Genomic DNA, 17,216 nt, shown 5'->3' with positions numbered 1-17,216 from the left:
CTCAGTGTCCGGTCTTCGGGATGGTCTTCGGGATGGTCTTCGGGACGTACGTCGCCGACTCCACCGGCATCTTGACGACGACCGGATCGGACTGGGCGAAGTGCAGTTCGACCGAGACCGTCTGGCCCTGTTTCGGCTTGCGCTTCAGCTTGTCGAACATCAGATGGGTGCCGCCGCTTTTGAACACGAGTTGACCGTGGGCGGGGACGGAGAGCCGGGCGACCTCCTCCATCGCGCCGCCGACCGTCTCGTGCACGGTGACCTCGCCGACGTCGCTCGTCACGGAGGTCAACTCGTCCTTCGTACCGCTGTCGTTGACGATGGTCAGAAAGCCGGCGGCCATGTCGTCCGACACCGGCTGCGGCATGTAGGCACGGGCGACGGTTATCCCGCCCCCGCCCTCGGAGCCGGAGCCGGATCCGGAGTCCGAGCCGCAGCCGGCCAGCACAAGGGCCCCGGACAGCACCGCGACGGGCACTGCGAAACGCCTCACGGCTTCTCCCCCTTGACGAGCTTGGGGAGGTCCTTGGTGTAGTCGTCGACCGTGGCGTCCTCGCCGTAGAGGACGTACCCCGCATCGGTCTTCGGCGAGAACGCGACGACCTGGGTGCCGTGTACGGAGACGACCTTGCCGTTCTTGTCCTTGTGCGACGGCTCGATGGAGATGCCGAGGGTGCGGGCGCTGGCCTGGATGGTGGAGAAGTCGCCGGTCAGGCCGACGAACTCGGGGTCGATGCCCTTGAGCCACTTGCCGAGCTCGGCCGGGGTGTCCCGGGCCGGGTCGGTGGTGACGAACACCACGCGCAGCTCGTCCTGCTCGGCCTTGGGCAGCTGCTTCTTGGCGACGGCGATGTTGTTCATCGTCAGCGGGCAGATGTCGGGGCAGTGGGTGTAGCCGAAGTAGACCAGCGTCGGCTTGCCCGCGGTCTCCTTGCGGAAGTCGTACTTCTTGCCCTGGGTGTCGGTGAGGACCAGATCCGGCTTCTCGAACGGCTGGTCGAGGACGGTGGCGGCCTTGTCCGAGCCGGCCTCCTCGGAGACCACGGACACGGGCGAACTGCTGTCGTCACCGCTGCCGCAGGCGGAGAGGGTCAGGGTGGCGGCGGCGAGCAGGGCGGCCGCGGTGAACGTCTTCTTGCGCATAGAAAAATGTCCCAGATGTGATGATGCCGACGCGCACCGGGGTCGTACGGACAGTCGTACGGACTGCTGTACGACCCCTGCGCGCGGGCGGACGGCTGACTTCAGGCGCTGGTACGCCGACGCCCGGCGAGCACGCCGTACGCCACGCCCACCAGGCCGACGACGATGCCGACCACGCCCAGGACGCGGGCGGTGGTGTCGCTGCCGTCGGCGGGAGCGGCGGTGTCGGCGGAGGCGGCCTCGGCGTCCGACGCGGAGTTGTCGGAGGCCTTTTCGGTGTCCGACGCATTGTGGTGCCCGTCCTCGGCGGCCGACAGCGTGAGCACGGGTGCCGGCGACTCGGGCTCCTCCTGGCCCTTCTGCTGCTCCTCGATCCAGCGGACGACCTCCTCGTTGGAGTACGTCTGGATCGCCTTGAAGACCAGCTGGTCGGCGTCCTCGGGCAGCGCGCCGATGGAGACGGGAAACTTCTCGAAGTAGCCGGGCTCGATGCCCTTGCCGGTGGCGGTCCAGGTGACCTTGGTGATGGCCTCCGTGAGCTGTTCACCGTGGTTGTCGATGGGCTTGTCGAGCTTGGACTTGGTGACCTTGATGTCCCAGCCGGCCATCGGCTCCGGCATGACCGAGGCCAGCGGGTGGTCGGTCGGGAAGTTGACCTCGAGCTTGGTGGTCGAGGCGTTGTCGCGCTCGTTGGGGACCTTGAAGTCGACGACCGCGTAACCGCCCTTGGCGGCGGCGCCTTCGGGCTGCACGGAGACGTGGGCGAAAGCGGGCGAGGACAGCACGACGACGGTGGTGGCGGCGACGGCGCCGACGGCGGCGAGACGAGAGGCCTTCATGGAATGCACTCCACTCCGAATGAGGGTGTCCGGTGGTTTCCGGTGAGGAAGAGGGGTACGCGTGCGCGTGCCTGCACGATCACTCGAGAGGACGGGCACACGCGCGTGCCGCACGACGGCGGCCCCTCCCCACGGATGCACGGAAGTACGGAAGTGGGTGCTGGTCGCGTCGCGTCAGGCGGCGAGGACGAGTGCGGCGGCGGCCGGCGGGCCGCGCCTGATCACCGTGTGCTGGAGTGCGGTGGTGCGGGGCGTCGGCGGCGCGAGCAGGACGGCGCGCGGGACGCGCGGACCGACTTCGGGCGCGCCCGGCAGCCCGGCCCGCAGGGCGCACACCAGCGCGAGGGCCCCGCGCAGGGACCGGACGAGCGCCCCCTCAGCGACCGAGTGCGCCGACAGCGCGGACAGTTCGACGAGCCGCAGCAACGCCAAGTCCCCGCGCCGCAGGAACCATCCGGCGACCAGCGCCGCCAGGACGTGGCCGAGCAGCATCGGCAGGGACGGCAGCAGCGACATGGAGGAGCCCGCGGCGGTGGACATGGCGTCCGCCGGATGGTGCGTCGCGCTCACCTGCCCCGCGGCACCCGTCCCCGCGCCCGTGCCCGGGTGGATCCGCGCCTCGACGAGGATCCGGTGGGCCTGGGCGGGGCTGATCGCCGCCGCAGTGGTCCCGCACACGAGCCGGGCGGCCTGCGCGACCAGCGACGCGTCGGACACCGACGACGCCGCAGAGGAAGCACCGGCGGCCGCACCGGCCGCCGTACCGTGCTGGCCCAGCCCGAACAGCACGTGCAGCACGGTCTGGCCGACCGCGAGCAGCGCCGCGATCCCCGGCAGCGAACGGTCACGTCCGGCGAGCGGCGCCACGACCAGGACGACCCCCAGGAAGCCCGCGCCCAGCGTCCACAGCGGAACCGTGGCGCAGGAGGCGAGGGAGTGACCGGCCGCGGCCAGCACGACGCAGACCGCGGCGAACACCGCGGTCCGCAGCACCCGGAGCTCGCGTCCGGAGCGCGTCGTACAGGGGTGGGGGGCAGTCATGGCGGGCTCATCATCGCACTGGCCTTATGGCCGCCATACGGCAGGTCCGCAAGATGACGTAAGAGGTGTACGACCGGAAGGTCACCCTCTGGCTTGAGCTGCCCCAATACACCGATCGCCGGTCCAGGCACATCCCCTGTATGGGCGGCATCACGTCAACCAAGTGCTTACACCCGGGCACACGCGGCAATACGTAACGGTATGTCGAGCCGCGGCCAGGAGGCTGGAGCATGAGCATGTGGTGGTCACTCCATCTGCGCCGCGAAGCCGCGAGCGTTCCGCTCGCCCGGCGCCTGCTGCTCGGCACGATGGAATCCGCGGGCGTCGATCCCGACATCTCCTACGACCTCTCCCTGGCCCTCAGCGAGGCCTGCGCGAACGCCGTGGAGCACGGCGGGGACGTGGCGCACGGCGGCTCCTCGGAGGCCTTCCGGGTCACCGCTTACCTCGACGGCGAAATGTGCCGCATCGAGGTCGCCGACTCGGGCCCCGGCTTCCCGGCCGGCCGACCCTGGCCGCTGGCCCGGCTCGTGCCCGCCGACGCCGAGCACGGCCGCGGCCTCTGCCTCATCCGGGAGCTCGCCGACCACGTCCACATCGGCCACACGCCCGGCCGGCGTGGCGCGGTGGTCAGCTTCGACAAGGTCCTCAAGTGGCGGAAGGACGCGCCGCTGCTGGCGGTGTAGCGCCCGCTCCGGCGTTCCCCGGCATGCGTAGTGAGCATCCTTACGCTCCGCACAGCGTCCGCTCACGGTCCTGAGGGCCGGCGCCCCTATGTCCCCCGGCATGACGGGAAACCACGGGAACACCACGATCGCCCGGCGCCGGGCCCTCGCCGTGACCGGCGGCACGGTCGCGGCCGGTGGCCTGGCGGGCAGCGCGTCCAGCGGCCTGCCGATGTCTCGTCGTCTTCGTTAGGCGGTACGGCCATGAGGAGCCACGTGGACGAGACGCCGGCCCGGACCGCAGTGGACGCGCTGACCCCACAGCCGGCCCTCGCCCCCAAGCCCGGCCCGTTGCACACCCCGACCGCCGGGCCCCGCGGCGGCCCTCGCGCGGCTCATCGGTCTCGGCGAGGTACGGCGCCGCGGGGGCGCGCGGCGAGGCGCGGGCCGGATTCCCGCACGCGCGGCGGGCGTTGGACGCGCTCGCCGCCGCACGATCGGCCGGCGCCACGGAGGCCGAGGCCCGGCTGGACGCCCTGCTCACCGTGATGTCCACGCTCCAGGACACCGAACTCCTGCACACCGCGGGCCCCATCGGCCTGCGGCACGTCCAGGCGGGCGCCCGCGAGGTCCTGGAGGCGGGCGGTACGGCGACGGAGGCGGGCCGCGAAGCCCTGGCCGCCCTCGACGCCGACCTGCACGCGCGCGTGGAGCCCACGGGGGAGCGCGGGGCTGCTCGCTGGGGCGCTGTTCCTGGACTCGCTGCCGGTGCCGGTCAGTTCGCGAGGACGGGCTGCCGCCTGGGCTCCGTCCGCCCGTGGGCCCGGCGCGTCGCCGGGCCCATCGCGTACGACGCCGTCAGCGTCAGCGCGCCCAGCAGCAGCCACCCCGGTGTGCCCCAGCCCACCAGCAGCGAGGTCAGCACCAGCGGACCCAGGGTGCGGGCCACCGTCACCCCCGCCCCGAAGAAGCCCTGGTACTCGCCGACCCGGTCGGCCGGGGCCAGATCGAAGGACAGCTGCCAGGAGCCCGCCGACTGCCCCATCTCCGCGACGACTTGCAGCACCGCGCCGGCGACCACCACACCGACGGCCACCCAGGGCGAGGCGCCCGCCGACAGCGCGAACACCGCGCAGGCCGCCAGCATCACCCAGCCCGACCGCCGCACCACGCGCGTGGCCGACGCCAGCCCCGTGACTGCGCGCGCCACCCGCACCTGGAAGACCATCACTGCCCCGGTGTTGAGCACGAACAGCGCGGAGACCACCCAGGTGGGGGCGTCCGTACGCGTCGCGATCCACAGCGGAAGCCCGAGGCTGAGCAGGGGCATCCGCAGCAGCAGGACGGTGTTGAGCAGGGTGAGGAGGACGTAGGGGCGGTCGCGCAGGACACCGAGACCGCCCTTCCTGCCCACGGCGACCGGCGCCACGGTCGGCAGCCGCCACAGCAGCCCCGCGCACACGAGGAAGCTCACCGCGTCCAGCGCGAACACCCCGAGATACGCCGCCCGCGTCCCGGCGTGCAGCGCGAGCCCGCCCAGCCCCGCGCCCACCGCCAGACCGGCGGTGAGCGTCGACTGCAGCTGCGCGAGCAGCCCCGTCCGCTCCCCGGCGCCCACCAGCCCGGCCAGCAGCGCCTGCCGGGCCGCGGCCAGCCCCGACTGGGCGGAGGCGTAGGCGCAGGCCGCCACCAGGAACGGCACGAAGCCCCGGACGACCAGGAAGGACGCCACCGCCACCCCCGTGGCCAGCGCCAGCAGCACCGCCGTACCGCGCGGCCCGCGCCGTACCGCGCGGCCCGCGCCGTACCGCGCGGCCCGCGCCGTACCGCGCGGCCCGCGCCGTACCGCGCGGCCCGCGCCGGTCCGCGAGGCGCCCGAGCGGCAGCCCGACCAGCGAGCCGACCCCCCCAGGCGACGGTCAACCCGAGCCCCACGCGCGCGGGGGCGAGCCCGACGACATGGGTGAAGTACAGGGCCGACGTCACGTAATAGGCGCCGTCGCCGACGGAGTTGGTCAACTGGGCCAGCGCCAGGACGCGTTGCGGGCCGGCCGGAGGGACGAGGGAGTTCGTCATGCCCGTGACAGTAGAAGTGCGGTGGACCCCTGGGCAGACCCAATTCGAGCACCCGTCAGTGGCCCAATTCCAGCACCTTCCCCAGCACCTCCAGCGCCTGCGGATACGCCCGCTCCCGAGGCGTCCCGTACCCCACGACCAGACCCTGAGGCCGCCCCTCGCCGCCCGGCGTGTGCCAGTGGTCCCCCAGATGCCCCACCGCGAGCCCCTCCGCCTCCGCGCGCGCCAGCACCTTCGCCTCGTCGTCGACCTCCACCAGCGCGTGCAGCCCGGCCGCGATCCCGCGTACGCGCCGACGCGCCCCCAGCCGGTCCACGAGTTGGTCCCGGCGCCGCCGGTACCGCAACCGGCACGCGCGCACATGGCGGTCATAGGAATGGCTGTCGATCAGCTCGGCGAGCGCCAACTGTCCGATGGACTCGGTGTGGTGGTCGCTGTGCAGCTTGGCGTCCGCCACCGCGTCGACCAGGTCCGGCGGCAGCACCATCCAGCCGAGCCGCAGCGCGGGCCCCAGCGTCTTGGACGCGGTCCCCAGGTACACCACCTGCCCCGGCGCCATCCCCTGGAGCGCCCCGACGGGTTGCCGGTCGTACCGGAACTCCCCGTCGTAGTCGTCCTCGACGATCAGCCCACCACGCGCGTGTGCCCAGTCGGTCAGCGCCCTCCGCCGCTCCGGGTGCAGGGTCACGCCGGTCGGGTACTGGTGCGCGGGCGTGACGACGACGGCCGCCGCGTCCCCCAAGTCCTCTCCCAGAGCCCCCCGTCCGTCCACCCGCACCGGCACCACACGGCCGCCGGCCCGCCGCACCACCTCCCGGTGGAAGGGCAGCCCGGGGTCCTCCATGGCGATCGCGGCGCCGTCCAGCACGCGCGTGAGCAGCGCCAGCCCCTGCACGTACCCGGAGGTGATCACGATCCGCTCCGGAGGCGCGAGCACCCCGCGCGCCCGCCCCAGGTACCCCGACAGCGCCGCCCGCAGTTCGATCCGGCCGCGCGGATCGCAGTAGTCGTACGCCAGTGAGGGCGCCGTAGCGATGGCCCGGCGCAGCGCCCGCAGCCAGGCCGCCGCCGGGAACGTCCCGACGTCCGGGCTGCCCGGCCGCAGATCGAAACGCGGCGCACGCGCGCGTGTAGCGGCCTCCGGCGGCTCGGGGTCGACGGAGGGCAGCGGGGCGACCAGGGTTCCTGACCCCTGCCGCGCGGTCAGAAAGCCCTCGGCGACCAACTGGTCGTAAGCCGCCTTCACTGTCCCCCGCGAGACGCCCAGCTCAGTCGCGAGCCGCCGGGTCGCGGGCAACCGCGCCCCGGGCGCGAGCCGCCCGTCCCGCACGGCGTCACACAGGGCACGCTCGAGTCCCGCGCGACGCCCCTCAGCGGCGTCAGCTTCCAGATGCAGGTCCACGCCGACGCCTTCAGGGGCGCGGGGCTGTGACATATGCGGTCCCGCCGCCGTGGGCGCGACCAGCCCCGAACCACCCGCAGACGAAATCACGCACCCTTCAGAGCGGCCATCCAGGACTCCACCTCATCCGAGCGCCGAGGAAGCCCCGCCGACAAATTCCGGTTCCCACCGTCCGTCACCAGAATGTCGTCCTCGATCCGCACACCGATCCCCCGGTACTCCTCCGGCACCGTCAGATCATCGGCCTGGAAGTACAACCCCGGCTCAACCGTCAGGCACATACCGGGCTCGAGCGTGCCGTCGACGTAGGACTCCACCCGCGCGGCCGCACAGTCATGCACGTCCATCCCGAGCATGTGCCCGGTCCCGTGCAGGGTCCACCGCCGCTGCAACCCCAGCTCCAGCACCCGCTCGACCGGCCCCTCGACCAGCCCCCACTCGACCAGCCGCTCGGCCAGCACGCGCTGCGCGGCGTCATGGAAGTCCCGGTACTTCGCGCCCGGCTTCACCGCCGCGATACCGGCCTCCTGGGCGTCGTACACGGCGTCGTAGATCTTCTTCTGGATCTCGCTGTAGCGGCCGTTGACCGGCAGCGTGCGCGTGACGTCGGCGGTGTAGTACGTGTGCGTCTCCACGCCCGCGTCCAGCAGCAGCAGGTCGCCCGACCGCACCGGCCCGTCGTTGCGCACCCAGTGCAGCGTGCAGGCGTGCGGACCGGCCGCGCAGATGGTGCCGTAGCCGACGTCGTTGCCCTCCACGCGCGCGCGGAGGAAGAACGTGCCCTCGATGTACCGCTCGGAGGTGGCCTCGGCCTTGTCCAGAACGCGCACGACGTCCTCGAAGCCGCGCACCGTGGAGTCGACCGCCTTCTGCAGCTCGCCGATCTCGAACTCGTCCTTGACCAGACGTGCCTCGGAGAGGAAGACGCGCAGCTCCTCGTCGCGCTCGGCGGTGACCTTGTCGGTCAGCGCGGCCTCGATGCCGGCGTCGTACCCGCGCACGACCCGGACCGGGCCGGTGGCCTCGCGCAGCTGGTCGGCCAGCCCGCGCACGTCGGCGGCCGGGATGCCGTACAGGGCCTCGGACTCGCCGAGCGAGTGCCGGCGGCCCACCCACAGCTCGCCCTGCCCGGACAGCCAGAACTCGCCGTTCTCACGGTCGGAGCGGGGCAGGAGGTAGATCGTCGCGTCATGCCCGCCGCTCTTCGGCTCCAGGACGAGCACGCCGTCTGTGCTCTCGTCGGGCCGGCCGCCAGTGAGGTACGCGTACTCGACCGAGGCCCGGAAGGGGTACTCGGTGTCGTTCGAGCGGGTCTTCAGGTTGCCCGCGGGGATCACCAGGCGCTCGCCAGGGAAGCGCGCGGAGAGCGCGGCCCGGCGGGCGGCGGTCTCGGCGGCCTGCGGGACCGGCTGCAGGTCGCGCAGCTCCGTGTCGGCCCAGCCGTACTTCATGTTCTCGGCGAGCTCGTCGGACACGCCCGGGTACAGGCCGTTCTTGCGCTTCTTGATCGGCTCATCGGACTCAGGCTCCGGGGTCTCCGGGGTGAGTTCTTCGGCCACGATCGTCCTCCTCGATACGGCACTGGACCTCCTCCATCGTACGGTCGTACGTAAAGGGGCCCGGGGAAGGAGGACCTGTCGCCGGGGAACCTGTTACGGGGCGCTCACTCCAGGCACTCACTCGAAGTACGCCGCCAACAGGACGACGTCCTCCTCGCTGTCCGCCTGGTCCAGCCCGTTCGGCAGCACGGTCCGCAGGACGTGGTCGACGACGGCCTCCGGATCGCGCCGCAGCGCCTTCGGTACGCCGGCCGCCGCCGCGTGCAGCCGGGCGAAGGCGCGGTCAGTGGGGTCGCCGGTGCGGTGCAGCAGACCGTCGGTGTAGAGCAGAACCGTCTCTCCCGGCTCCGCCTGGAGCTCCACGCTCGGTGCCTCCCAGCAGGCGAGCATCCCCAGGGGCGCCGACACGGAGGTCTCCACGAACTCCGTGCGCCGCTCGCCGATCAGCAGGGGCGGAGTGTGCCCGGCCCCGGCGAGCGTGATCTTGCGCAGTGCGGGTTCGCAGTAGGCGAACAGGGCGGTGGCCGAGCGGGCGGGCTCGGTGAGCCTGAGCAGGAGCTCCAGGTCGGACAGAACGGCGACCGGGTCCTCGCCCTCCATCACGGCGTACGCCCGCAGGGACGCCCGCAGCCGTCCCATCGCGGCGATCGCGCTGGGCCCGGAGCCCGTCACCGACCCCACCGCCAGGCCGAGCGCCGCGTCCGGCAGAGGGAGCGCGTCGTACCAGTCGCCGCCGCCGTGCGGACCTGTGCGGTGCCGGGCGGCGAGCCGCACTCCGGCCACGCGGGGGAGCCGGGACGGCAGCAGTTCCTCGGCGATCGTCGCCATGCACGCGCGCGTGCGCTCCACCTCGACGAGCCGGGCCAGATGTTCCCCGGCGTACCGGGCGTACAGGCCGACGAGGTGGCGTCGGCGCTCGGCCGGCTCGGCGGGCTCGTCGTAGAGCCATACGGCCGCGCCGAGACGGCCGTCGGCCTCGGTGGCGGCCTCGGCGGACAGGGGGAGCGCGTAGCAGGCGGCGTAGCCGAGGCGGGCGGCCACCTCGCGGTGGCGCGGGTCGAGACCGTCCTCGGCGAAGAGGTCGGGCTCGGCGATCGCACGGTCGCCGCCCGGCAGACCGTCCAGGATGCGGCCGTACGACATGGAACTGCGCGGCACCGTCTCGATGTGCCCGAGGTCGGCGCGGGCCAGGCCCAGGCCGATGGTCGTGTCGGGGCCGAGTCCGTCACCCGGCTCCAGTACGGCGAGCCCGCGGCGGGCGCCCACCAGGGCGGCTCCGGCGCTCAGCACTTCCTGGAGGGCGTCGGAGAGTGCGTCCGTGCGGGCCAGGCGTTCGGTGAGTTCGTGGAGGGTCGTGAGGTCCGAGACCCAACCGGCGAGACGGTCCTGAAGCAGTGCGCCCGGTGCGTTCGGTGAGAGAACGGCAGAGGAGCCCGAGGCGGCAGGCGCGGGCGCGACAGTGTGTGCGGGCGAGGGAACCGTTGAATCGATTCCAGCCACTTTCGGAGGGTGAGGGGCGTTCATGGCATCCGGCCTTCCGACCGGTGCGTACTGCTCAAAAGCATCGCAAACCCCCATGTCATTCTGCGCCGCTAGCAGTGTCTCCACATGTACACGCACCCGTGAGGAGATGTCCAGTATTGTCCTGCTGGGATTCCTGGTGTCCCTGGGGCATTAGTGAACGAAGTGTCATATGGCAAACTTGGCTTAAAACTGACCCAGGGAACGGCCTATTGCGGTCGACTGGGCTTGCTCCACAGAGCGTCACAGCGGTCGTGATGGGTACGTACTCGGAGAAGGCCAGGGGTGGTTCGAGAGTCACCCGGAACCTGGCGACGGACCCGGGCGTCTTAGCCACCGACGACCGAGCCCCATCCTCCCGTGGCGGAGGCGAAGAGAAATACGCGCGACGGCAAACGCCAGACTTCGCCACCCCCACGCCACGCTCATGCTTTTGACAGACGCAGTATGGGTGAGGCTGCCGCGGACGCAGCCAACGTTCGGCCCATAGGGGTTCCCCTTGTCTCCGACAGGGGTGTGATGCGCCAACAGGTACGCACAGTGAAGTGATCGACACATGGTGTGATGTGGTCCACGGTGTTGCCAGCGGTGCAACGGAAAGGAACGAGCGCTCATGCGCGAGATCCTCGGAAGGCGACGCAGGCTCCTGTCCAAGCGCAGCGACGGGAGGCCTGAGCTGATCAGCGCGGCCCTGACCTTCGCGACGGAATGGCAGTGGCCCGTACTCCCGGGTGTGGCGGCGGACCCGCAGGGGCGGGACCGCTGCGGGTGCCCGGACCCCGAGTGCACGGTGCCCGGTGCCCACCCCTTCGACCCCGGCCTCCTCGCGGCCACCACCGACGAGCGCATGGTGCGCTGGTGGTGGGCCAACCGGCCCGCCGCCCCGATCATCCTGGCCACCGGGGGCAAGGCTCCCTGCGCGGTCAGCCTGCCCGCCCTGCCGGCCGCCCAGGCCCTCGACGTGCTCGACCGCAAGGGCATGCGCCTCGGCCCGGTCGTCGCCTCGCCCACCCGATGGGCGCTGCTCGTGAAGCCGTACTCCATGGAACAGCTGGGCGAACTGCTGTACGCCCAGGACTTCGTCCCCGGCTCCCTCCGCTTCCACGGCGAGGGCGGCTATCTGGCCCTGCCCCCGTCCGACACCCCCCAGGGCGAGATCCGCTGGGAGCGCGCACCACTGCCCGGCTCGGCCGCTCCGTGGGTGCCGGACGTGGAGGCCGTGGTGGACGCCGTGGTCGAGGCCCTCACTCGTACGGGTGTGAGCGCGCCCGAGTTGTAGGGGTGTCGGGCGCGGGCGGAACCGGACGCCCGTTCCCGCTCGTTATCTTCCGGTCATGCTGCGTCATTCTGGGGGGCGTCCCCCAGACCCCCGAAGAGTTCGTCTGATCGCCCTTGCGGGCGTCGCGGTGTGCGCGGTCGTGCTGCCGCTGGCCGTGGCGTCCGCAGGACAGGTGGGCGACGAGGATCACAGCGCCGTACGTCCCGCCGCGCGCGACGCGGCGGGTGATTCCGTACGTCCGTCCGTACGTCCCTCGCCGCAGGGAGACCCCAAGGCGCCCTCCGCCGTACCCACCCGCTCCCCGCTGCTCCTAGGCCTGGGCCTGGCCACCGCGGCCCGCTGCGGCCCCGAACTCACCTCCCCCGACGGCATCGAGGCGCAGACCTGTGTGCTGACGCAGGGTGAGGACACCTGGGCGCGCACCTACCACCGCAATGCCACCGGCGACGCCCTGGATTCCGTACTGAGCCTCATGGGGCCCGGCGGCCGCACCGTCCAGATGCACTGCGCGCTGGGCGCCGAGGACGAACCGGGGACCTGTGAGACACCTCGGGAACGCACCCGCGGGAATCTCGACGGGTACACGGCGGTCGCGGAGTTCGCGCGGGCCGGGGACGGGCCACTGCTGCTGCGGTCGGGGAGCAACTCCGAGGAGTTGACGGGTGACACCGTTGCGTAAAGGCGCCCGAAGAAGAAAATGACCCGGTTGCTGGCGACGGGGGATGCACCAGCAACCGGGCTAATGGAACGGTAACAAGAGATCGGCCGTTCGCAAATTCGGGCGCGCTCTTGCCTTGGCTATTCGGACACGGATCTGGCTTGTCTCGCATGGGAGTTGCGGGGTGGAGCCGGTCATTCCGCCAGGCGCCGTGCTGCTGACCGACCGGTCAGCAGCACGGACTTCGTCAACTGAGCGTGACCTGCCGGTTGGTCAGGCCGCCGCGCGCACGGCGCTCGTCCGCGGTGAGCGGCGCGTCCGTGGCCAGCGCCCCGGCGAGGCGCTCGGCGAACTCGGCGGCCGGCTTTTCCACGTCCTGCGCGCCGACCTCGCTCGGCAGGTCCCAGACCGGCACGGTGAGCCCGTGAGCGCGGAAGGAGCCCACGAGACGGGTGCCCTCGCCGAGACTGGAGCGGCCCTCCGCGTGCAGCCGCGCGAGGGCGTCCAAAAGCTGCTCCTCCGGGTGCGGCATGACCCAGCGAAGGTGGTTCTTCTCCGGCGTCTCGCACCAGTACGCGGCGTCCACGCCGGTCAGCCGCACGGTCGGGATGGCCGCGGCGTTGGCCCGCTCCAGGGAGGCGGTGACCTCCGGCGTGGCGTTCTCCGGGTCCGGGACCCAGAACTCGAAGCCCGGGTGCACAACTGGCTCGAACGCGCCTTCGGAATCGACCAGTTCCTGCAGTCGCGGACCGTCGGCCGGGGCGCGGCGGCTCTGCACCGGCGTGCCGGGCTTCGCTTCCAGGGCGCGCTGGAGGGTGTCGGCGAGGTCGCGGCTGATGTCGCCCGACGCCGTGTCGTTCTGCAGGCCGAGCAGGACCGAGCCGTCGTCGCGGCGCAGGGCCGGCCAGGCCATCGGCAGGACGGTGGCCAGCGTGACCGACGGCACGCCCTCGGGGAGGCCGTCCTTCAGGGGCAGTTCGACCGTGGCGGCCGGCACCAGCTCGCGCAGCGCCACCCAGTCGCACTCGCCCGGGAGTCCTTCGAAGGGACGGTGCACCAGCTCGGTGGCGGCGTGCGCGGCGGCCCGGCCGTGGCAGGCCTTGTAACGGCGGCCGCTGCCGCAGGGGCAGGGCTCGCGGGCGCCGACGACCGGGATCTCGCTGTCGCTGAGCTGCGGGCGCTTGGCCTTGGTCTGGGGTCGCTTCTTGGCCATCGTGGGTGTCTCCCGGTTACGGCTCGTCTCGTACGGGCGCGAGCCTAGCCGTTCGCGCCGGGAGCGACCGGGGCCTGTGGACAACGGCGGGTCCGCGTGGCGGCCTGTGGACAACGCGGAGGACCGAGGAAACGGGCGGTCGTGACGAGCTCTGGACCACTCTGGACCATGTACCGGATCGGGGACACGGGCCGTCGTGGCGACCGGCGTGTCAGTCCGAAGGCCGTTTCGGTCCGGAACGCTTCAGGCTGGCCGTTTCAGTCCGGACCGTTTAAGTCCGGACCATTTCACTCCGGACCGTTTCAGTCCATGTCCTCGAAGGCGTCCGCGAAGTCCAGGTGGGGTATCGCGGAGACCGACGGGGCCGAGATGCGCGTAGCGAAGTCGTCGCGGCGGTGACCGGCGTCGGGATCGTGCACGTCGGAGTGGACGACGACCCACACCGTGACCTCGCCGCGGGCGTCGTCGCGTACGCCCCAGTCGTCGGCCAGCGCGGTGATGATGTTCAGCCCGCGGCCGCCGTGTGCGGTGACCGAGGGCGTGGCCGGAGCCGGACGGGTGGGCCCGCCCCCGTCCGTCACCTCGACCGTGAGTCTGCCGCGGGAGTCCACGCGCCATGCGGCCCGGACATCGCCGTCCCCGGCCAGGGCGTCGCCCAGCGGCCGGCCGTGCTTGCACGCATTGCTCAAGAGTTCGGAAAGAATCAATACGGCGTCGTCGATGACCGATTCCGACACTCCGCCGCTGCGCAACTGATCGCGCATACGGCGTCTCGCATCCCCCACGCCCGCAGGGCCATGGGGTACGGCCATGCTCGACGACGTGGGCACCTCCTGTGCCACCACCAACGCCACCCCCGAGACCTCCTTTGCCCCACGCCACGGTGTGGATGCCCCATTGGCCTGTACCGGAAACCGGCCAATCCCCGTACGGTGACGCATTCGCAACGATCGAATACGGACCGAACGCGCCGGAGCACTCCCTGTAGCCGTATGGCTGGATTTCGACGGTGGGCCGAGACCGGAGGATGGCGGCAGTCCGGCCGCCGGGTCAAGGGGGTGGACGCGCTCAGCGGTCGAGTCGGTCCAGCACCGCGCGCGGGCGGTTGGTGATGATGGCGTCGATGCCCAGGTCGACGCAGAGGTCGATGTCCTCCGGATCGTTCACGGTCCACACGTGCACCTGGTGGCCGGCCTGCTTCAATCGCTCGATGAACGCCGGGTGATTGCGGACGATCCGGATCGAGGGGCCCGCGATCCGGACACCCGCGGGCATCCGCCCGTCGCGCAGCCGGGGGGAGACGAACTGCATCAGATAGACCGTCGGCAGTGTCGGCGAGGCAGCCCGCACCCGGTGCAGCGAGCGCGCCGAGAAACTCATCACACGCACCGGGGAGTCGGCGGCCGAGGCCGGGGCGTCGAGCCCGAACCGCTTCAGCAGCACCAGCAGCCGCTCCTCGACCTGTCCCGCCCAGCGCGTGGGGTGCTTGGTCTCGATGGCCAGCTCCACCGGGCGCCCCGCGTCGGCCACGAGTTCGAGCAGCCGCTCCAGGGTGAGCACGGAGGTGTCCTCGCGGTCCTCGGGGCGGTACTCCCAGTCGGGCTCCTCGTCGCGTGTGCGCCAGAAGTCCCGCGTCTTGCGGGAGCCGAAGTCCAGGGCGGCGAGGTCGGCGAGCTCCAGGGCCGAGACCGCGCCCCGGCCGTTGGAGGTCCGGTTGACGCGTCGGTCGTGGACGCAGACGAGATGGCCGTCCGCGGTCAGTCGAACATCGCACTCAAGGGCGTCGGCGCCGTCCTCGATCGCCTTCTTGTACGCGGCCAGGGTGTGCTCGGGGGCCTCCTCCGAGGCTCCGCGGTGGGCGACGACTTGAATCCGGTGCTGCCGTGCGTGGGTCACCGCGTCATGGTGCCACCGCGCGCGGGTACGCGTGCGAACGGAGGTCTCTGGATTGCGTGATGTTTGTCCTACATGACCTATATAAAGAATGGTCGTGGACCCACAGGCACCGCTTATGGTGCTCTGACGGCCCATGGGAAAAGCTGACGGCATACAAACAGACATGCACAGCTGACTCGCGCCGGACCGTCGACGACCGTCGACGACCGCGAACGGGCGTGACCGAGTGCGACCGACAACAACAGCCGTGGATCGAGGAGAAAAGCTGTGAGCACCGAGAACGAGGGCACCGCGGTACCCCCGGCACCGTCCGCACCCCCCGTGCCGGTGGATGCTCCCGCTGCTTCGGCGCCCCAGGAGCACACCGCTCCCGGCCAGGGTGCCCCGACGGCCCCGATCCCGCCGACACCGCCGAGCGCCCCCGGCGCCCAGCAGCAGGCCCCCGTGCCCGCGGGCCAGGCCCCCGCCTACGCCTCGGCGGGGGCCGACGGCGGTACTCAGGGGCACGAGGCGCCTCAGGGACATGGCGGTCCTCAGGGACATGGCGGTCCTCAGGGACACGGCGGTCCTCAGGGGCACGAGGGTCCTCAGGACCAAAACACACCCCAAAGCCACAACGCACCTCAAGGCCACAACTCACCTCAGGGCTTCGGTCCCCCGCAGGGCGGCGCCCTCGAAGGCTCCGCTCCGGAAAGCAGCTGGCCGCCCCCAGCGCCGCCCACCCAGCCGTACGGCGACAGCGGCGCAGGCGGGGGCTACGGCTGGGGCGCCTCCTACCAGCCCCCCGCGCCCAAGCCCGGCCGCGGACGCGGCGGCCTGGTCGCCGGGCTCCTGGTTGCCGCGCTGGTCGCGGGCGGCCTGGGCGGCGGGCTCGGCTACACCCTCGCCAAGAACGACGACACCACTTCCTCGACCACCGTCTCCGCCTCCGACAGCGGCGGCTCCGTCAAGCGCGACGCGGGCACCGTCGCGGGCGTGGCCGCCAAGGCGCTGCCGAGCACCGTCACCATAGAGGCCGAGAGCAGCGCCGGCGAGGGCGGCACGGGCACCGGCTTCGTCTTCGACACCCAGGGCCACATCGTCACCAACAACCACGTGGTGGCCGACGCGGTCGACGGCGGCAAGCTCACGGCGACCTTCCCGAACGGCAAGAAGTACGACGCGGAGGTCGTCGGCAACGCGCAGGGCTACGACGTGGCGGTCATCAAGCTCAAGAACGCCCCGAACGACCTCAAGCCGCTGACGCTCGGCGACTCGGAGAAGGTGGCGGTCGGCGACTCCACGATCGCGATCGGCGCCCCCTTCGGCCTGTCCAACACGGTCACGACGGGCATCATCAGCGCCAAGAACCGCCCGGTGGCCTCCAGCGACGCCACCGGCAGCAGCGCGTCGTACATGAGCGCCCTGCAGACCGACGCGTCGATCAACCCGGGCAACTCCGGCGGCCCGCTCCTGGACGCCCAGGGCAACGTCATCGGCATCAACTCCGCGATCCAGTCCACCAGCAACGGCGGTCTGGGCGGCACCAGCCAGTCCGGCTCGATCGGCCTGGGCTTCGCCATCCCGATCAACCAGGCCGAGTACGTCGCCCAGCAGCTGATCAAGACCGGTAAGCCGGTCTACGCCAAGATCGGCGCGTCCGTCTCCCTGGACGACTCCACGGACGGTGCGCAGATCATCAAGCAGGGTGCGAGCGGCTCCGAGCCGGTCGAGGCCGGCGGCCCCGCCGCGAAGGCCGGCCTCAAGCCCGGTGACGTCATCACCAAGCTCGACGACAGGGTGATCGACTCCGGCCCCACCCTGATCGGCGAGATCTGGACCCACAAGCCCGGCGACAAGGTCACGATCACCTACCAGCGCGACGGCAAGACCCACACGGTCGAACTCACCCTGGGCTCCCGAGTCGGCGACAGCTGACCCGACC

General features: G+C 71.7%; 15 protein-coding genes and 2 pseudogenes. 6 read left to right on the top strand and 11 right to left on the bottom strand.

The window, feature by feature from the left end; translation table 11 throughout:
* Position 1: 1 nt before the first annotated feature.
* The 4 genes from Q4V64_RS25500 to Q4V64_RS25485 form a co-directional block, all read right to left on the bottom strand.
* Entirely contained in the window at positions 2 to 493 is a 492-nt protein-coding gene (locus Q4V64_RS25500; RefSeq protein ID WP_124440794.1) for a copper chaperone PCu(A)C, read from the bottom strand.
* Positions 490 to 1,143 carry an SCO family protein gene (locus tag Q4V64_RS25495; protein WP_124440795.1) on the bottom strand — a complete coding sequence of 218 codons (654 nt, stop codon included), beginning with the start codon at positions 1,141 to 1,143 and terminating at the stop codon, positions 490 to 492. The genes Q4V64_RS25500 and Q4V64_RS25495 overlap by 4 nt, the downstream gene beginning before the upstream one ends.
* A gap of 101 nt (positions 1,144 to 1,244) precedes the next feature.
* A complete protein-coding gene (locus tag Q4V64_RS25490; RefSeq protein WP_124440796.1) occupies positions 1,245 to 1,982 on the bottom strand; it encodes a YcnI family protein in 738 nt (245 codons plus the stop codon).
* A 174-nt stretch (positions 1,983 to 2,156) separates the two neighbouring features.
* The gene (locus Q4V64_RS25485; RefSeq protein ID WP_124440797.1) at positions 2,157 to 3,023 is read right to left on the bottom strand and encodes a hypothetical protein; all 867 of its coding nucleotides are present in this window, start codon (positions 3,021 to 3,023) and stop codon (positions 2,157 to 2,159) included.
* A gap of 230 nt (positions 3,024 to 3,253) precedes the next feature.
* Between Q4V64_RS25485 and Q4V64_RS25480 the strand changes: the two genes are divergently transcribed.
* From Q4V64_RS25480 to Q4V64_RS55195, 3 genes and pseudogenes are all read left to right on the top strand, one after another.
* The gene (locus Q4V64_RS25480) at positions 3,254 to 3,709 is read left to right on the top strand and encodes an ATP-binding protein (protein WP_124440798.1); all 456 of its coding nucleotides are present in this window, start codon (positions 3,254 to 3,256) and stop codon (positions 3,707 to 3,709) included.
* A gap of 100 nt (positions 3,710 to 3,809) precedes the next feature.
* Positions 3,810 to 3,941: a hypothetical protein gene (locus tag Q4V64_RS25475; protein ID WP_301184526.1), complete on the top strand. Its 132-nt coding sequence runs from the start codon at positions 3,810 to 3,812 to the stop codon at positions 3,939 to 3,941.
* Positions 3,886 to 4,459: pseudogene (locus tag Q4V64_RS55195) on the top strand (triphosphoribosyl-dephospho-CoA synthase); the annotation flags it as partial. The gene Q4V64_RS25475 and the pseudogene Q4V64_RS55195, both read left to right, overlap by 56 nt.
* 4 nt (positions 4,460 to 4,463) lie before the next feature.
* Here Q4V64_RS55195 and Q4V64_RS25465 read toward each other — a convergent pair.
* The 4 genes and pseudogenes from Q4V64_RS25465 to Q4V64_RS25450 all read right to left on the bottom strand — a co-directional run bounded on the left by Q4V64_RS25465 (position 4,464) and on the right by Q4V64_RS25450 (position 10,366).
* Positions 4,464 to 5,764: pseudogene (locus tag Q4V64_RS25465) on the bottom strand (MFS transporter).
* A gap of 55 nt (positions 5,765 to 5,819) precedes the next feature.
* Positions 5,820 to 7,199 (bottom strand): PLP-dependent aminotransferase family protein, encoded by a 1,380-nt coding sequence (locus Q4V64_RS25460; protein ID WP_124440806.1) that lies wholly within the window; start codon positions 7,197 to 7,199, stop codon positions 5,820 to 5,822.
* Positions 7,200 to 7,252: 53 nt separating this feature from the next.
* Positions 7,253 to 8,725, bottom strand: a complete 1,473-nt coding sequence (locus Q4V64_RS25455) for an aminopeptidase P family protein (RefSeq protein WP_124440807.1) — start codon at positions 8,723 to 8,725, stop codon at positions 7,253 to 7,255.
* Positions 8,726 to 8,842: 117 nt separating this feature from the next.
* Positions 8,843 to 10,366: a PP2C family protein-serine/threonine phosphatase gene (locus tag Q4V64_RS25450; protein WP_172629242.1), complete on the bottom strand. Its 1,524-nt coding sequence runs from the start codon at positions 10,364 to 10,366 to the stop codon at positions 8,843 to 8,845.
* Between the two features lie 493 nt (positions 10,367 to 10,859).
* On the opposite strand from Q4V64_RS25450, the gene Q4V64_RS25445 reads away from it, so the two are divergent.
* A complete protein-coding gene (locus Q4V64_RS25445; protein WP_124440809.1) occupies positions 10,860 to 11,525 on the top strand; it encodes a bifunctional DNA primase/polymerase in 666 nt (221 codons plus the stop codon).
* A gap of 55 nt (positions 11,526 to 11,580) precedes the next feature.
* Positions 11,581 to 12,204 (top strand): hypothetical protein, encoded by a 624-nt coding sequence (locus tag Q4V64_RS25440; protein ID WP_124440810.1) that lies wholly within the window; start codon positions 11,581 to 11,583, stop codon positions 12,202 to 12,204.
* Positions 12,205 to 12,430: 226 nt separating this feature from the next.
* Here Q4V64_RS25440 and Q4V64_RS25435 read toward each other — a convergent pair whose 3' ends face one another.
* The 3 genes from Q4V64_RS25435 to Q4V64_RS25425 all read right to left on the bottom strand — a co-directional run bounded on the left by Q4V64_RS25435 (position 12,431) and on the right by Q4V64_RS25425 (position 15,292).
* The gene (locus tag Q4V64_RS25435) at positions 12,431 to 13,396 is read right to left on the bottom strand and encodes a DUF5926 family protein (protein ID WP_124440811.1); all 966 of its coding nucleotides are present in this window, start codon (positions 13,394 to 13,396) and stop codon (positions 12,431 to 12,433) included.
* A gap of 302 nt (positions 13,397 to 13,698) precedes the next feature.
* Positions 13,699 to 14,337, bottom strand: coding sequence for an ATP-binding protein (locus Q4V64_RS25430; protein WP_124440812.1), 639 nt, complete (start codon positions 14,335 to 14,337; stop codon positions 13,699 to 13,701).
* Positions 14,338 to 14,464: 127 nt separating this feature from the next.
* On the bottom strand, positions 14,465 to 15,292 hold the full coding sequence (locus Q4V64_RS25425) for a glycerophosphodiester phosphodiesterase (protein ID WP_124440813.1): 828 nt from the start codon (positions 15,290 to 15,292) through the stop codon (positions 14,465 to 14,467).
* A gap of 267 nt (positions 15,293 to 15,559) precedes the next feature.
* Here Q4V64_RS25425 and Q4V64_RS25420 point away from each other — a divergent pair, with 267 nt between their 5' ends.
* Positions 15,560 to 17,209, top strand: coding sequence for a trypsin-like peptidase domain-containing protein (locus Q4V64_RS25420; protein ID WP_124440814.1), 1,650 nt, complete (start codon positions 15,560 to 15,562; stop codon positions 17,207 to 17,209).
* The last annotated feature ends 7 nt before the right edge of the window (positions 17,210 to 17,216 follow it).

The sequence above is a fragment of the Streptomyces sp. NL15-2K genome (genome assembly GCF_030551255.1).
In the GTDB taxonomy this organism is placed as follows: domain Bacteria; phylum Actinomycetota; class Actinomycetes; order Streptomycetales; family Streptomycetaceae; genus Streptomyces.
This window is presented reverse-complemented; position numbering and strand designations above follow the sequence as displayed.

Coding starts and splice junctions, on each gene's coding strand:
- Q4V64_RS25460 (WP_124440806.1), bottom strand. CDS start 7,199: ATGTCACAGCCCCGCGCCCCTGAAGGCGTCGGCGTGGACCTGCATCTG.
- Q4V64_RS25430 (WP_124440812.1), bottom strand. CDS start 14,337: ATGCGTCACCGTACGGGGATTGGCCGGTTTCCGGTACAGGCCAATGGG.
- Q4V64_RS25480 (WP_124440798.1), top strand. CDS start 3,254: ATGAGCATGTGGTGGTCACTCCATCTGCGCCGCGAAGCCGCGAGCGTT.
- Q4V64_RS25485 (WP_124440797.1), bottom strand. CDS start 3,023: ATGACTGCCCCCCACCCCTGTACGACGCGCTCCGGACGCGAGCTCCGG.
- Q4V64_RS25445 (WP_124440809.1), top strand. CDS start 10,860: ATGCGCGAGATCCTCGGAAGGCGACGCAGGCTCCTGTCCAAGCGCAGC.
- Q4V64_RS25440 (WP_124440810.1), top strand. CDS start 11,581: ATGCTGCGTCATTCTGGGGGGCGTCCCCCAGACCCCCGAAGAGTTCGT.
- Q4V64_RS25475 (WP_301184526.1), top strand. CDS start 3,810: ATGACGGGAAACCACGGGAACACCACGATCGCCCGGCGCCGGGCCCTC.
- Q4V64_RS25490 (WP_124440796.1), bottom strand. CDS start 1,982: ATGAAGGCCTCTCGTCTCGCCGCCGTCGGCGCCGTCGCCGCCACCACC.
- Q4V64_RS25495 (WP_124440795.1), bottom strand. CDS start 1,143: ATGCGCAAGAAGACGTTCACCGCGGCCGCCCTGCTCGCCGCCGCCACC.
- Q4V64_RS25435 (WP_124440811.1), bottom strand. CDS start 13,396: ATGGCCAAGAAGCGACCCCAGACCAAGGCCAAGCGCCCGCAGCTCAGC.